This is a genomic window from Marininema halotolerans, assembly GCF_900116235.1.
GTDB lineage: Bacteria > Bacillota > Bacilli > Thermoactinomycetales > DSM-45169 > Marininema > Marininema halotolerans.
Map to the genome: position 1 here is coordinate 232,658 of NZ_FPAA01000002.1, position 16,967 is coordinate 249,624.

Below are 16,967 nucleotides of genomic sequence, written 5' to 3' on the forward strand. Positions count from 1 at the left end.
TTCAGCACAAGGACTAGTGACTCAAAGGAACACGACATTTGCATCTCACCTGTGATGCTTCTCCCGTCGTCGTTATATTAGACGGGAGATTTTATAGCAGTCTCTTTCAACGGGCGTAGGACGTGTTGACCAATGCGTTCAATCTCAGTGTCACTCATTTGAGAGGTAAGGAGAAAATAACTCGCTCCTGCCCTTCTAAAATCAAGGAGGGTAGCGATGACATCTGGGTAGCTTCCTACAATTGATACCGAATTGGATGGATTGACGACACTCAGCCCACCCCACAAATGTTCGTCGACCCAGTAATCATCTTCTTTGCGCAGATTTTTGTAGCGACTGAGCCCAACCGAGTCTGCATTCTTTAAAAACAATTTTGTCATTCGTTTTAGGGTAGTAGGGGTTCTCTCAAGCAATTCATTTGCCGTTTGAAAGGCTTCTTCTGTAGTTTCTCGGGCAATGATATCCACGAGTACCGCACATGGAATGTCTGAGTGACCATATTCTTTTCCATAGTTTTGCACCTTGGTAAAGTGTTCTTTAAGGGTGTTACGATCCGTGGCATAGAGAATATACGCATCACCATGCTCAGCAGCTACCTGCATCGCTGCCTCCGAGGAGCCTGCGATAAAGTAACGGGCCCGATGTTCCGGGTTCTCCTTTGGATAGATATCGCTATTCTCTACCTGATAAAACCTTCCCGCATAAGTCGTAACGCCCCTACGTAACTGCTGAATAAGATCGATATACTCCTTTGTCCGCTGATAACGAACACCATGGGGCTCCGGTTTTCCATCACGAGCGAGTACCATGGAGGCACTCCCTGTCACCACATTGACATCTACCCGATCCCCGATCAGCTGATTCAACGTATGGACCGCCTTCGCTGTCACTGTAGGGAGCATTTGGTTTGTATTTTGGGCGACAAGAATTCTGATGCTCTCGGTGTTCATGCCGATTAACGTGCTGGCAACGAAGGGATCGACTGAGGTCGGTGCAACCGAAACGAGTACGGAATCAAAACCGTTCGCCTCTGCGCGCTTCGACTGATCGATATAGGCATCCAAGAGATCCTTGGTTTGAGGAGTTGGAATGACAGGTAATCCCCAGCAAAATTCCATCATTCATCCTCTCCTCGCAGGTTTTGTACTTGGTTACCCGTCAGATAGTCTGCAAGAAGTCGAATGGTGCGATGTTCATAAACCAATAGTTCTGCCTCTTCAACTACACCTTTCTCTTCTAAAGCGAGATCAAGCTCCACAGCTGCTAATGAGTTTCCACCCAATTCAAAGAAATCGTCATCAATCCCAATCGCCTCTCTCTTAAACAACTGCTTCCAGAAACGGATAAGGTTGCGCTCTAGATCGGTACGTGGCTGTGTTACAGCAACATCCGCTTGTTCAGCCTCTACGGGAATCGTCAAAAGTGAATTGCGATCGATCTTTCCACTCGAGGTTCGCACCATTTCGGTGAGTGGATGATAAAATGCTGGCACCATAAAGCTGGGTAGAAAGCGACTCACATGAGCTTTCAGAGCGGAAGGATCCATTATACGATCTGAAACATAGAAAGCAACCAATTGTTTATTGCCTAGCGTATCAGTTCGATCAACAACAACCGCCTCGATGATCCCCTCGATTTGGTAGAGTCGATTTTCAATTTCACCCAGCTCAATCCGAAAGCCATTCACTTTCACCTGGTGATCAATTCGTCCCAAAAACTCCACGTTACCATCTGGAAGCCAACGGGCAAGGTCCCCAGTGTGATACATCCGTTCTCCTTCAATAAAGGGATGGGGGCGAAATTTTTTTGCTGTCAGCTCGTCATTATTGAGATACCCCCGGGCAAGGCCGGCTCCTGCAATGTATAATTCGCCGACTACCCCGATCGGAACCGGCTTCTCCTGTTCATCGAGAATATAAACCTCGACATTGGCAATCGGTTGACCAATCGGGACGCGGGCCGAATTCTCTACCCTGTTGAGAGGATACCTTGTGGTAAAGACCGTCGCTTCCGTTGGACCATAAAGATTGTCCAACTGAACCGTCGTATTCAAACGATGAAATCCTTCGACGAGATCCTTGGTCACAGCTTCCCCACTGAGTAGCAAATAGTGAAGTGGACACAGGGCTTCGCTATCCCCACCAATTGCATGTAGAAAAGCGCCAAACATCGAGGGGACAAAATTGAGTAACCCCACTTGGTACTGGCTAATTGCGCGTAGGATGGCCTTTGGATGACGATGTTCACCTTCGTTGAGAATGGCAAGCCGTCCCCCTACTACCGTCCAACCAAACAGCTCTGGAACCGATACATCAAAGGTATAGGGTGTTTTTAACAAAAAGGTATCAGCGGCCGTCATTGGGTAATCCTGTTGCATGGCATATATGAAATTGAGTATACTCTGATGTTCCACCATGACCCCTTTGGGCTGACCCGTCGACCCTGAAGTATATAAGATATAGGCGAGGTGCTCCGTGTTTGTAATCGGAGATAAGTTGCTAGAATCTCCCTGATAGTATCCTTCATCAGTTACATCCATCCTGGCGCCTGCAAAATCAACCTCTTCATGCAAACCATTCTGGGTTAATAGAATGGTTGCTCCACTATCCTTGAGCAAAAAGCGTATACGATCCTGCGGAAATTCTGGATCAATCGGTACATACGTCCCTCCCGCCTTGAGTACAGCAAAGATCGCAACCACCAACTCCTGTGAACGGTGCAGAAGTAGCCCGACACGACCCTCTGTATCTACGATTCGTTCACGAAGATTGCGCGCGAGTTGATTTGCTCTCGCATTCAGCTCTTCGTAGGTTAACGAACCCTGCTCTGAAACAAGCGCTTCGCTATCTGGATACTTACTCGCTTGCTCTTCTAGCAATTGATGGACGAGTTGGGTATCTTCCCAAACACGGGATGTTTGATTAAAAGTAGTAAGTACCTTGTGCCTCTCTTCTTCATCGATCAAATTAATCTCCCGTAAGGATTGATCGGGATTTTGAATCACATCTGCTAATATCCTCAGAAACAATTCTGCGAATCGTTCCATGGAATCCCGCTTAAAGAGTGCAGTTGCATATTCCACCGCCATCAACAGATCCTCTTCCTCTTGGTGAAACTCCAGCGTGATATCAAATTTTGCCGCATGGTGTGTAAAGGGATACGGTGTAAAGGTTACCCCTCTCACTTCACCTGGTTGTCGGGTGTAATTCTGCATAAATAACATCGTGTCAAACAAAGGATTGTGACTGGAATGACGTTCGAGTTGCAAACGATCGACTAACTCCTCAAAGGGATACTCTTGGTGTTGATAGGCATCAATTGCCTGTTTCTTCACTTCATCGAGGAACTGGATAAAGCTTTGATCCCCGGTGGGATAATTACGCATCGCCAGCGTATTGACAAACATACCCACCATCGATTCCTGATCGCTGTGCAAACGACCCGCTATAGGAGTTCCTACGATGATATCCTCTTGCTTCGTGTAGCGATGAAGAAGCACATTATAGGTTGCCAGAAGAACCATATACAGTGTTACGCCATGGTTGTCAGCAAAGGTTTTCAATTGCTTTGTCAACGTGCTTGGGATTTCAACATGCAAACGATCCCCAGCAAAATGTTTATTTAATGTGCGAGGAAAGTCCGTTGGTAGCTCTAGTACAGGAACTTCACCGCGCATTTGATGAAGCCAGTAGCGCTCTTGTTCCTTCATCGCCTTGCTCTCGTTCTGCTCTTGTTGCCAGACCGCGTAGTCTTTATATTGCAGAGGCAACGGTGCAAGGCGTTCACCATTGTACAAACGGATAAACTCCTGTTCTAGCAACGCAAGGGAGACTCCGTCCGCAACAATATGATGAAAATCAAAGAGTAGATAGTGAAGATTCGATTGACCACACACTGAAATTAGTCCCACTCGAATAAGGGGTGCCTTTGTCAAATCAAAGGGGCGTATAAAGGACTGAATTACACCTGGTATCTCCTTATTTTCGATACCTTCCCATCGTTCTACCTGAAAAGGAAACGGATCTGCAATGACTTGAACAGGGTGTCCATTCTGAAAGTGAAAGGATGTTCTAAGGGATTCATGGCGCTCAATCAAAGATTGAATCGCCGCTTCTACTCCTTCTACGGAAAAGGGCCCCTCTACCTGTAACACGCCTGGAAGGTTATACGCGGTACCCACGTTCTCAAACCGGTTTAGCACATACAAGCGTTTTTGAGCGGAGGAAACGGGGAAGCTTTCTTGTTTCCCCTGAGGCGATATTCCTGTAAAACTCCGTTCCTTCACTGACTGAACCAACTTCGCTAAATCATGAATCGTCGGTTTTAGGAATACTTCGCGCAAGGGAATATCCACACCCAAATCCCGTTTGATATGAGCCGCCATCGTCGTTATCTGTAGCGAATTTCCACCTCGTTCAAAAAAAGTATCGTGGATGCTGACCTTCTCAATCCCAAGCACCTGACACCAAATAGTTGCCAATGCCCTCTCCATCTCATTCACTGGTGCTGCAAAAGTATGATTCGACGGGTTCTCCCCTGGTATAGGGAGGGCTTTTCGGTCAATCTTTCCATTGGAGGTCACTGGAATCTTCTCTAGCGGAATCAAATGGGTAGGGACCATATAATAGGGCAATTCGGCGACCAAGGAACGACGGATATCTGTCAGGTCACAAGAGGGTTCCAGTACCATATAGGCACAAAGGTACGGCTCTTCATCTTTCACTGGTTGCAAGGTAACCACGGTATCACGTACCGATGGGTGTGCACGCAATCGGCTCTCGATTTCCCCTAGTTCAATTCGCATACCACGCACCTTCACTTGATCATCGATTCGACCCAAATAGTCCAAATTCCCATCGGGTAACCAACATGCAAGATCGCCTGTGCGGTACATGCGATCTTCACCATACTTCTGAAATTTAGCTTGATTTTGCTCGGGACGATGGAGATAGCCACGGGCCAATCCATCCCCTACGATGCATAATTCCCCTGGCACGCCAATGGGTTGAAGTTGGTTACATGGACCGAGCACAAGGATCTTATAGTTTGATAATGGTGACCCAATCGGCACCCGTTGCATGGTGGCTAGGTTTTCATAGGGGATGGAATAGGAACTAGCATTAACAGTGGCCTCAGTGGGTCCGTAGGCATTCGTTAGCCGTGGTTGATTGTCGGCAAATCCCTCAAGAAAACTTTTTGCAAGCACTGGCGATAATGTTTCGCCGGCAATGATGAGATGTCGAAGCGCAAGACCCTCACCCTTTTGCAAATGATCCATCATATGGCGAAGGTGAGTGGGGGTCCCATCCATCACTTCAATTTGATGATGACGAAGGAATTCAAGGAGTAATCCGCCATTTAATCGCGCTTCCTCTGGCACGATATGAAGGGTGTGACCGAATAGAAGGGTTCCAAAAAGCAATTGAATGGAAGCATCAAATTCAAAGGGAGAGACGAGCGCAGCCCGAAAGGGATCCTCATAATGGGAATAGATCTCTCTCCACATTCCCCATGTAAAGTTAACCACTTGCCGATGCTCGACCAAGATTCCTTTTGGTTTCCCTGTAGAACCGGAGGTGTAAATCACATAGGCCAGGTCCGCTGAGTGGCCGCCAAGGGGCACTTCCTCTGCCTTGACTGCAAGCAAATGCTGAAATTCGGTGGAGGTAATTAACAAGGGAGCCTTACAATCCTCAAGAATTTCCTGGACACGATGACTTGGCCAATGGGGTGATATCGGCAGATAGGCTGCCCCTGCCTTCATGATGCCAAGAAGAGCAATGATTGCTTCCGACGTCCGTTCCGGCAATAGGCCCACGATATGACCTGAACCAATCCCCTTGTGGTGTAATGCAGTGGCCACTTGATCCACCTGTTGCTTAAGCTCTGCGTAGGTAAGGGAACGCCCCTCTGATACCACCGCCAGTCGCTCGGGTGTTTTCGACGCCTGTTGATCAAATAACTGGGTGAGGGTGTTTTCATGGGGATAATCCGCTTCGGTCGCATTAAACTGCTGGATCTGTTTTTGCTCCATTGGAGTGATCCAATCCAGCTCCATAAGAGGTACTTCTGGATGTTTTACTGCCTCCGTAAGCAAGGCAATATAATGTTGTCCCAAACGTTCCACCGTATCAGCGTGAAATCGTTCCACCTGATAGTGAAGGGCTCCTTGAAGGCGACCATTGTTATGGCAAAAGGAGAAGATTAATTCAGAATCAGCAGGTTCCAAGTACTGAATGTCCTGTAATTCCTCAAGGACGATCCCTGTTCGAAAGGGAAATGAACGGCCCTCTGGCAGCTCTTTCGATAACTGATCACGCAGTGTGATTAAGGGAAAGTTCTGATGTTGCATCGCATCAGAGATTGTGTCACGTGTCTGCATGAGAAGTTGCTTAAAATCCCACTCTTCCTTCACCCTTTGACGTAGGATGAGGATCGTATTGATAAAATCCGCCTCTTCTTGTTGACGGTGGACCGGTGCACCCACGAGAACATCTTCTACCCCGGTGTATTTATTTAAAAGAAGCGTTAATCCAGCCGTTAGCACCATAAACAGCCGGATATCCGAATGGTTGGAAATTTCTCCAAGTCGATCCGACAAAACCTCATCGCATTCAAAGGGGATCGTGGAAAAACCTTCTACTCCCTCCAATTCCACCACCTGATCCGAAGGAAATCGGCTATCCGCTAGCTCCCCTGCCAATTGTTTCAGCCAGTAGCGACGTTCGGTGTCCTTTTGATGGCTTGCAATGATGAGATCTTCTGTGACGATTCGCGTTGCCATAGTTCGCAACCACTCCTTGTTTTGCGATTAAAAATTAAAATCGTCAAAATCCTTTGCTGTCCGTACTGGCTGTAACTCTTTCAATTCATGTTGGACTGTTATTTCGCGGATGGGAATCTCTACATTCGAAGAGATTTGTTCTAACACTTCCATCAACCGCTGGCAAAACTTCTCCATCGATTCTCGTTTAAACAAGGCATTCGCATACTCCAACGCCATGTCGATGGTCTGATCCCCTTCGTTGGCCCGAAGTAACAGATCAAATTGCGCCCGTTGATGATCGTAATCGTAGGATGAAACAGAAAGCCCTTCCACTTCCATCTTTTCTGTATCCATGTTTTGCAGTACAAACACCGCATCAAACAATGGGTTGCGATTGAGGTTCCCTTGTAAACCCAGCTCGAGAATTAAATCTTCATAGGGGTATTTTTGATGTTCAAAGGCTTCAAACGCATGGTTCCGAACTGCATGAAGGAAATTCTGGAAGGATTGCTCGGCCCTCGGCATATTACGCAGAGGCAACATATTGATAAAACCACCAATAATCGGTTGTAGATCGACATGGGGACGCCCGGTTACCGGGGTACCGATCACGAGATCCTCTTGGCCGCTATATTTACCAAGGGTGACATAATAACTTGCCAAGAGAAGGGTAAAGAGCGTCGTCTCTTCCTCCATCGCCAACTTGCGGATCTTTTGAGTGAGCTTTTCCCCAAGGGTAAAATAAACGGTGCTTCCCTTAAAGCTCTGTGCTTCTGGACGCGGGTAGTCTAGCGGGAATTGCAAACTAGGAATTGCATCAAGAAATTGATCCATCCAATACGCTCGATGCCGATTCATCGCATCTCTTTCTTCCTCACTGTTTTGCCATTCCGCATAATCCTTGTACTGGAGGCGTAGCGGCATCAATTGTTCCCCCGCATAAAGAGTCAAAAAGTCTCTAACAAATATGTCATAGGAGACACCATCCGTAACGATGTGGTGCAGATCAATCACCAAAACATACCGTTCCTCTTCCAATTGAATTAAAGCAATTCGCAGGTAGGGTGGGTGATTAAAATCAAAGGGTCTGACAAACCCATGAATCATTTCATCCACTTCTGACTCCATCGCTGTAAAGTGGGCAACCTCCACCTCGGCATGGGGATGGATCCGTTGCTTGGGTACATCATCCACCATCTCAATCGTGGTGCGGAAGATTTCATGGTATTGGACAAGGCGTTGGAACCCTTCCTCCAGTCGATCTTTATCCACTTTTCCTTCGAGTAATATAACGGATGTGTCATTGTACGAAGTGCTATCGGGGTGCAAACGATGTAAAATATAAAACCGCTTTTGCAGTGAGGAAAGTTCATAGTACGCTTTCTTAGGCGCAGGCATAATCGCGTGATACTGACTTTCTGCGCGATCTTCAATTTTCTTGGCCAGTCCTGCAATGGTAGATAGGTTAAACATCTCTGCCACGGATATCTCTACGTTTAGCTCCTTATGAATGCGTGACACAATCGTAATCGCCTTCAGCGAATCGCCACCTAACTCGAGAAAATCATCCTGAACCCCAATGGGTTGTACTCGGAAGGCACGTTGCCAGATGCTACCTAATTTTTCCTCCATCGTTGTACGCGGGTGGATTAATTCCGTTAACAAAGGGGGCCGAGGATGGAAGAACTCTATATCCTCTAACGCCTCCTCTCCCTCCTGTAACGACTGCAAATGGACCCACTCATCAATACGCGCTTGTAAATCTCCAGGACTATGGACTAAAAGATCGCCTTGATGCCAAGTGAGCGCACGATTAAACATGTCCACCCCTTCCTCTGGTGTCATGGACAATTCATGAACCGAAGCACCAATCTGCAGCGTTTTATCGTCTTCCTTCCAGTACTTCCAATCTGACCAGTTGACACTCAGCCAAGGACATTCTGCCTCACGGTTGAAATGGCTAACAAATGCATCCATATAACGATTGGAAGCAGCATAGGGAAGGTATCCTAATCCTCCGAGAACAGCAGAGATGGAGGACATCAACAGACAAAAGTCGAGCTTTTTTTCGCGTAGCACTTCTTCCAATACCAAAAGACCATAGACTTTGGAAGTAAAATGTGCTTCACAATCCTCCACCCTTAACTCTCTGACCAGGTTAAAGGTATCTCCACCAATGATCCCCGCTGCGTGGATCACACCATTGATCGGACCATAACGAGCTTCCACATCGACAACCAATTCTTCCATGCCCCCGCGGTCACTCACATCCACTGCCCGGATATCCACTCTTCCACCTAGCTCTTCGAGTTCCAACACGTGACGAATCGTTGCTGCTCGGGTAGATTCTTCATGAAGGTGGTGATCCCAATCCTCTCGTGGTGGAAGTCCCGAACGAGAGGTTAGAACAATTGTCCCTTGGGTTTGGTTCACGAGATGACGCGCAAGGATCAGTGCGATCCCACCAAGTCCCCCTGTGATTAAATAGACGCCTCCTTGTTTGAAAGGGAGCTCCTTTTCCTCTGCTTGCTTCGTCACAAGAGGTACATACCGTTGCACAAAACGTGACATGCCGCGATAGGCAATCGCTTTATCCTCACCCCTTTCCACCCTTGCTTCTGCGATCAGATGCTGAATCAACCGACGCTCTTGCTGAGTCCCTTTCTGGGGAAGCGAGACATCGATACTGAAACTATTCAAGTAAGAAACTTCCTGGGGCAGTACGATGGAGGCACCCAGTATGGGAGCCTTTTCAGGAACAAGCTCTTCTTCTCCAGTCACGGACTGCACACCATTGGTTACTACACATAAGGTAATCGGATCGATCACTTGGTGTTGACTCAGGGCCTTCGTTAGATGGAAGAGCGCATAAAAACCACTCTCCTGTATCTTTGCTACTTGGTCACGATCCCTCTCCCGCGTCTCCTTTGTCACACTCCATAAGTGAACAATCCGAGCCGGAACGCCTGTATCCTTTAACAAGGACGCATAGTCATCAGGTTTCGCTGGGTTAATTTGATACACCTTGTTCTCTTGTTTCACATAATGATCCCCAGGGTAAACCACATGGACCTCCGCCGTATCCCTTAGCGCCCTCGCCATGTTATCTCCAATTCCACAACGATCAGCAAAGATCAACCAACGTTCCTCTACAAGGGTGGCCGGTTGTGGCGGCATCGTCGTGGTCCATTGGGGGACGTACAACCACTCATCTAAATCAGCTTTCTTCCCTGCCCGCTGCGGCTTTGTCGCATGCGGAAGCTGGCTACCGATATCAAAGGGATTTCCTTGTAGTTTGTGGGATACGGCCTCAAAGGAGTAGGTGGGAAGGGGAATACGGCGACGCTGCTCTCCTTCATAGAAGGCTTTCCAATGGATCGATACCCCTACCGTCCAGAGGTGAGCGATTTGATTGAGGAGATACTGCTCATCCGTTAAATTGGTTTGCTCAGGACGGGTGGTATTAAATAGCTTCGGTGCATGTTCGTCGTTACTAAGAGAACGCTGCACCATGACACTCAGGTCTCGTCCGGGTCCAATTTCTACAAAGAGTCGGATCCCCTCTCTTTTTAATTGTTCAATACTTTGGTCAAAGCGTACGGTTTCACGCATATGGCGTACCCAATAGGCGGGATCTACGGCCTGTTCATCGGTAATCCATGTGCCTGTAATACAGGAGATAAATGGAGTGGATGGTGGTTGCAAATGTAGCTGACGAACCTGTTCAGCAAACTCATCCATAATCGGTTCAAGAAGATGCGAATGGGCGGCTCCCTCAATGTTGACACGCATGCTCAATAACCGCTGATTACGTAACCACTTTTCAAACTCGCAAATCGTCTCAGGCGTACCTGCCACAATGCAGGAGGGTCCATTCACGATCGAAAGGGATAAGGGGCCTCCCCCTTGCTCATAAAATGATTCGATCATTGGCTGTAGTTTTTCTTCGCCAAGGGGGACAGAAAGCATGCTCCCATCCGGTAACGAGCTCATCAATCGACCCCGGATGACAATGAGACGGAGCGCTTCCTCCAGTGTAAACACCCCAGCTAGGCAAGCAGCGACATACTCACCAAAGGAGTAGCCTAAAAGAGCAGAGGGGACAACCCCCCAATGCTGTAATAAGGTCGCTAGCGCATACTCAAAAGAGAGGATCAGCGGTTGGCAATATTCCATCTTCATCAGCTTCTCTTTTGCTTCGACACTCGTTGCAACCTGGGGATAGATCACTTCTTGCAGATCTTTTCCTGTCAAGCGCGACAGGATTGCAAAACATTGATTCATCGCTTCTCGGAAAACCGGTTCATTGAGATAAAGATCCCGTCCCATATTGACATATTGCGAACCATTTCCTGCCAATAAAAAGGCCACCTTCGGGTGCTTCTCTTTCACATGGTGATCATGACTTCTACGGGATTCCCTATCCTGAAGCCACTCTGCCCCTTCTTCTGCTGTGGAGATAAGAAGAGCACGCCGGTAGCTAAACTCCTTCCGCCCTACCTGCAGAGTATAAGCAGCATCGGCAAGATCGATTGCTGGATGTTCCTTCAGATATTGACCTAAGTTCGCTGTCATTCGATCCAGCGCTTGCTCTGTCTTGGCGGATAAGGTCAGGATTTGATAGGGACGACCTGGAGAAGTCGGGGGAAGAGGAGGTGCTTCCTCAAGGACCACATGCGCATTCGTGCCCCCTATACCAAAGGAACTCACCCCTGCCCGCAGGATGCCCCCCCTACTTTGCCAGTCTTGTAGGGCTGTGTTGACATAGAAAGGACTGTTCGCAAAGTCAATCGCCTGATTGGGTTCATCAAAATTTAAGCTCGCAGGAAGTTGACGATGCTTCATCGCTAACAAGGTTTTTACTAATCCAGCAACGCCAGAAGCCGCATTGAGATGACCCACATTTGACTTTACTGAGCCAATGGGAAGGCTTTGTTTTTCCCTTTCCTCAAAAACCTGCCCAAGTGCCCTCGCCTCAATGGTGTCACCCAATTTGGTCGCTGTTCCATGGGTTTCAATATAGGAGATGCTATCCGCTTCAATTCCTGCAGCTTCATGGGCCGTACGAATCACGTCAACTTGTCCTTCAACACTTGGAGCGGTGTAGCCAATTTTGTTACTCCCATCATTATTGATGGCACTTCCCTTCATGACACCATGAATGGTATCCCCATCTGCTATCGCATCATCCAGCCTCTTTAACACCACGACCCCTACACCGTCACCAAAGAGCATGCCATTTGCTTTTTCATCAAAGGGCTTACAATGACCATCCGCGGAGAAAAGCATCCCCTCTTGGTAGAGGTAACCCGCTTTATCCGGCAGCGCCAAGGTAATCCCCCCAGCAAGGGCCATCTCACAATGCCCATTCAAAAGCGCTTGGGCAGCTGTATGAATCGCTACTAAGGAGGTGGAACACCCTGTAAAGATATTGGTGCTGGGCCCTTTCAAATTAAATCGATACGAAATCTGAGTCGTCAGCGAATCCTTATCATTTAGTAGGGAAGTCAAAAATTGACCCGACGGTTCCCTCGATTCTGCGAGGGTGGAAAGTACCTGCCAGTAAAGGTTCGGAGAAGCACCAGCATATACACCCACACGACCCGGGTAAGACTCTCCTTCATATCCTGCATGTTCTAAGGCGTGCCAAGCGACTTCATGGAAAACACGTAATTGTGGATCCATCAATTCCGCATCCCGGGGCGTATAGTCAAAGAACGCCGCATCAAAGTGATCCACCCCTGCTAAATAACCCTTTGCCTTGACATAATTGGGATGGGTCACATCCCTTTCCGGCACACCTGCTTCCAATAGCTCATGTTCACTGAAGAAGCGAATCGACTCGGTACCCGTAATCAGATTGTTCCAGTATTCCTCGATATTCTGAGCACCTGGGAAACGACCCGCCATGCCTACGATGGCAATATCCCCCGTCACAGTCCCCTTTAATTGCCGCTGAGAGGAAACTTGTAACGACGGTCCTTCGTCGCCACTGCTTAGATACGTAGCAAGAGAGTAAATAGTCGCGTGCTCAAACATCACATCAATGGAAATGTGACGTTCTAATCGCTTGATAAGCTTGCTATGAATTTGGATCATATCCAGGGATGTTGCCCCTAAATCAAAGAAATTCCGCGTCACATCTACATCGTCCTGACGGTAAAACTCCTTCCATATCGCAACAATGATTGCTTCAACCTCGGATTGATCAAAGTGATCTCGATGACCCCTTTGATGGAGATGACTCGAGGTTTGCGAGGATGGATCCACGAGAAGTGACGCTTGCTCGCGCTGACCTTCCATCGTAATCCACTGTTCATATCGGCTTTCCATATCCCCTGAGGAAATAATAATCCGCTGCCGCTGGGAAAGAGCAAGGACACACTGAAACGTCTTGATTCCCTCTTCAGGAGTGAGTTCGAGGCGTTCAAGCATTTCTCCCAACATCGGCTTTTCATAGGCTTCGCCTGTGTATTGCCAGTCCCCCCAATTGACACTCATCCAGCGATTGTTTGCTCGATTGCTCCATCGATCCGCCACACCGTCCATATACAGATTGGCTCCAGCATAGGCAACAAACCCGAGCCCACCTAGAATAGGAGACAAGGAGGAAACAAAGAGACAAAAATCCAGTTCACGCCCACCCAGCAACTCCTCTAACACCTTCAACCCATGGATTTTGGGTCGAAACTGTTCTTCACACTCCTCCCGGGTAATGGTCGCCATCACACATTGAGCGGAACGCACGCGAAGCACCCCTGCAGCATGGATCACGCCGTGAATGTGACCAAAACGCTTATCAGCAAGATCAAGCGCCCTTCGCATCTCCCCTACATCAGCAACATCCGCCCCCAATACAAGGACTTCCGCCCCCAAAGATTCCAGTTTTAACACGGCACGAATCCGGATAACCAATCGATCATCTTGGCAATGCGTCGTAAGAATTCGCTCCCATTCACTCCGTGGGGGTAATCCATGTCGACCGATTAACACCAGCTTTGCCTTTACCGAGCGGGCGAGGTATTCCGCCAACTTTAAGCCGATGCCGCCAAGCCCACCGGTTATCAGGTAGACGCCATGTTCACGAAGCTGCGGAGCAATCGCAGTCGGACCCAATTTCAAGGCACCTTGAACTTCTTTTTTCGGTAGTGTTTTGAACGTACTGATATATCGTTGATCGCCTCGATATGCCAGCACCGTATCAATAATCGGTCCCTGTAATTCTGCCAGTAAATGGGGAAGCGTCTTTTCTACCTCTGTTAACTCAATATCTACGCTCCGGCAACGAACATTTGGATATTCCTGGGGCAATACTTTTACAGGTGCAAGAAGTGTTTGTTTTTCAGCACACACTGGTTCATTGTCACGTACCCTTTGCATCTGATTGGTTACAACCGTGACTTCAAGGGGATGAATCACATGGAGAGCGCTAAGTGCTTTAGCTAGATGAATCATGCTGTAAAAGCCTGTCTCCAAAAACGTGAGCCCTTCATCCTCATGGGATACATTCCAAAAATGAACGATTCGATCAGGGAACACGCCTCGCTTACGCAATTTCTTGAACAAGGACTGATAGTCTTCTTCCTTCGTTGCATCCATTCCATAATTTCCATGCCCATGATCCACAAAGGATGTTTGCGCCGATACAAGGACAACCTGATGTCCCTCAGCTTGTAACCCAGCTGCCACTTTTTTCCCGACTCCTTCTTTGTCAACGAAGAGAAGCCAGGTGGCAGGAGACCCTCCTCCTTTCTCTAGCAAATGGTGAGGATACGTTTTTTTCTCCCATACCGGTTGATAGAACCAGTCAGCCATGTCGGACCGCTTCTCTATTTCATTGGGATTGGACTTGATCCCCTCGGAAACATTGGACGGCCAATGCCTTTGTTTTTCGAAGGGATACGTTGGTAAGGGAACTTTTAAGCGTCGTTCACCTTCATAAAGCGCCTCCCAATTCACGCCAGCCCCCTGTTCCCAGCAACGACCCAGTGTAGATAGTACATCCTCCGTCAGTGAAACCATCACCTTGGATGCCCATTCTGACTGAGGATGATTCAAACTCTCTCCCATAGTAAGACCGAGATGATTCTTAAGGAGCTTGTGGATGTCCTTCCTGCTTTGAGTCGGCATCGTTCTGGCAAGCGTTGCCCAGTACATCGGGTCGACAGCGCGATCACGGGATATCCACTCTCCTGTTTGATTCGACAGGAAACGCATCGTTGGTGGATTGTATTGGATGGAATGTCCCTGCTGTTCAAGCATCGCTGGCTGATGGAGAGTCGCAAGGGTCAATGCACCCTCTAATTCCATCACCCCTGCAAGGGTAGCCGCTGCTAATTCAGCAACACCAAAACCGATCAGGGATGGGGTAGATAACCACTTGCCCAGAAACGTACTTAATGCAACACCCACCACAATCACAACAACCCCCTCAAGGGTCACAGGCCATTCCCCAGATCGAATCATTTCTAAAAGATTACATCCGACATGGGAAGAGGCCCGATTGCAAATCGCTTCTAGCTCGTGACGAAATCCCCGATCCCGATCCGATAGCGAGAGGGCCAGTTTAACCCCTTCCTCAGCATGCTCAGGAAGAAGAAAGGCAACCGGCTGCCCCTCTGTAGGCGCCTGAGTGAATTCCATTGATGGAGGAGACGAACGTAATTGTTTGATCACATCCGCTATATCCTTTACCACAAAGGAACGACGAACAGGAAATTCACGCCGTCCCACCTGCAGGGTATACGCAAGATCGGCTAGGGAAATTTCCGGATGCGCAGCACAATACGCAGCTAGATTCTTCGCCATCTGGGACAACGCTTTATCACTACGAGCAGAGAGTAGCAAAAGATGTTGATCCGTCGCTGTTGTTTCACTTGTGATCGTAGGTGCTTCCTCCAGAACTACATGGACATTGGTGCCCCCAAATCCAAAGGCACTCACCCCTGCACGACGGGGATAGATTCCATCTGTCCTCCATGAGGCAAGTTCCTTCGTAAGGTAGAGGGGACTATCTACTAAATCGATTTTCGGATTTGGCTGGTTAAAATGAAGGCTAGGCGGCAACTGTTGGTGTTTCAGTGAAAGGATCGTTTTAATTAACCCCGTGACACCCGCCGCTGTATCTAAATGACCGATATTACTCTTTACAGTGCCAATCCCACAAAATGCTTTTCGTTTTGTATCAGAAAACGCGCGCTTAATTGCCTCAATCTCAATCGTATCGCCTAGTGCTGTCGCAGTCCCATGGGTTTCAATATAGGAAATGCTCTCTGCTTCGACCTCAGCAAAGCGATAGGCAGCTCGAATCACTTCCGCTTGTCCCTCAACACTCGGCGCAGTATATCCCACTTTGCGCTCGCCATCATTATTGGCTGCAGATCCCTTGATGATGGCATGAATGGTATCGCCATCTTCCAGGGCATCCTCCAATCGCTTGAGCACAACAACCCCTGCTCCATCACTAAAAATTGCTCCCTTGGCACCCGCATCAAAGGCACGGACCTTTCCATCAGGGGATGCCGTCATCCCCTCTTCGTAGAGGTAACCCTCCTTCGTAGGATAAGAGACCCGTACACCCCCAGCTACTGCGATGGAACATTCTCCCGTCAACAAGGATCGACTTGCCAGATGAACACTGAGTAAAGAGGTTGAGCATGCTGTATATAGCGTAAAGGAGGGTCCCTTCAGCCCCAGTTTGTAGGAGGTTAGCGTGGAGATTGCATCCTTGTAACACAAGGTCCCTGCTTCGGAAAACTCAGCGGCACTACTACTATTGAGAAGGGGAGTTTGCTTCATCCAATTAAAATTGGTAGCGGCACCCACATATAGGCCAATAAGTCCCGGATAAGTTTTGGGATCAACCCCTGCCATCTCAAGTCCTTCCCAAACAATTTCTTGCAGAATGCGGATTTGCGGATCCGTAATCTCCGCTTCCCGTGGTGAGTATGAGAAAAAGGAAGCATCGAACTTTTCGATATCTTCAAGATATCCCTTGGCCTTTACATAATTAGGCTTCTTTACCTGTTTGGGATCAACCCCCGCCTCAATCAGTTCCTCCTCACTAAACTGCGAAATCGATTCAACACCCTGTTTCAGGTTTTCCCAAAATTGATCAAGATGCTTCGCTCCTGGAAAGCGGCCGCTCATCCCGATAACCGCGATTTCCAACCCCGTTTTCCCATGATCGCCTAGGTGGCTC

3 protein-coding genes are annotated in these 16,967 nt (G+C 48.2%); all 3 read right to left on the reverse strand.

Annotation, left to right across the window (positions count from 1 at the left end; all coding sequences use genetic code 11):
- Window positions 1-77 precede the first annotated feature (77 nt).
- The 3 genes from CHX35_RS03430 to CHX35_RS03440 are packed head-to-tail and all read right to left on the reverse strand — an operon-like array spanning window position 78 to window position 16,915.
- Window positions 78-1,121 carry an LLM class flavin-dependent oxidoreductase gene (locus CHX35_RS03430; protein WP_245838602.1) on the reverse strand — a complete coding sequence of 348 codons (1,044 nt, stop codon included), beginning with the start codon at window positions 1,119-1,121 and terminating at the stop codon, window positions 78-80.
- Entirely contained in the window at window positions 1,118-6,784 is a 5,667-nt protein-coding gene (locus tag CHX35_RS03435; RefSeq protein WP_091833961.1) for a non-ribosomal peptide synthetase, read from the reverse strand. The genes CHX35_RS03430 and CHX35_RS03435 overlap by 4 nt, the downstream gene beginning before the upstream one ends.
- Before the next feature lie 27 nt (window positions 6,785-6,811).
- Entirely contained in the window at window positions 6,812-16,915 is a 10,104-nt protein-coding gene (locus CHX35_RS03440; protein WP_091834465.1) for a type I polyketide synthase, read from the reverse strand.
- Window positions 16,916-16,967 lie beyond the last annotated feature (52 nt).

Coding starts and splice junctions, on each gene's coding strand:
- CHX35_RS03440 (WP_091834465.1), bottom strand. CDS start 16,915: ATGAGCGGCCGCTTTCCAGGAGCGAAGCATCTTGATCAATTTTGGGAA.
- CHX35_RS03430 (WP_245838602.1), bottom strand. CDS start 1,121: ATGATGGAATTTTGCTGGGGATTACCTGTCATTCCAACTCCTCAAACC.
- CHX35_RS03435 (WP_091833961.1), bottom strand. CDS start 6,784: ATGGCAACGCGAATCGTCACAGAAGATCTCATCATTGCAAGCCATCAA.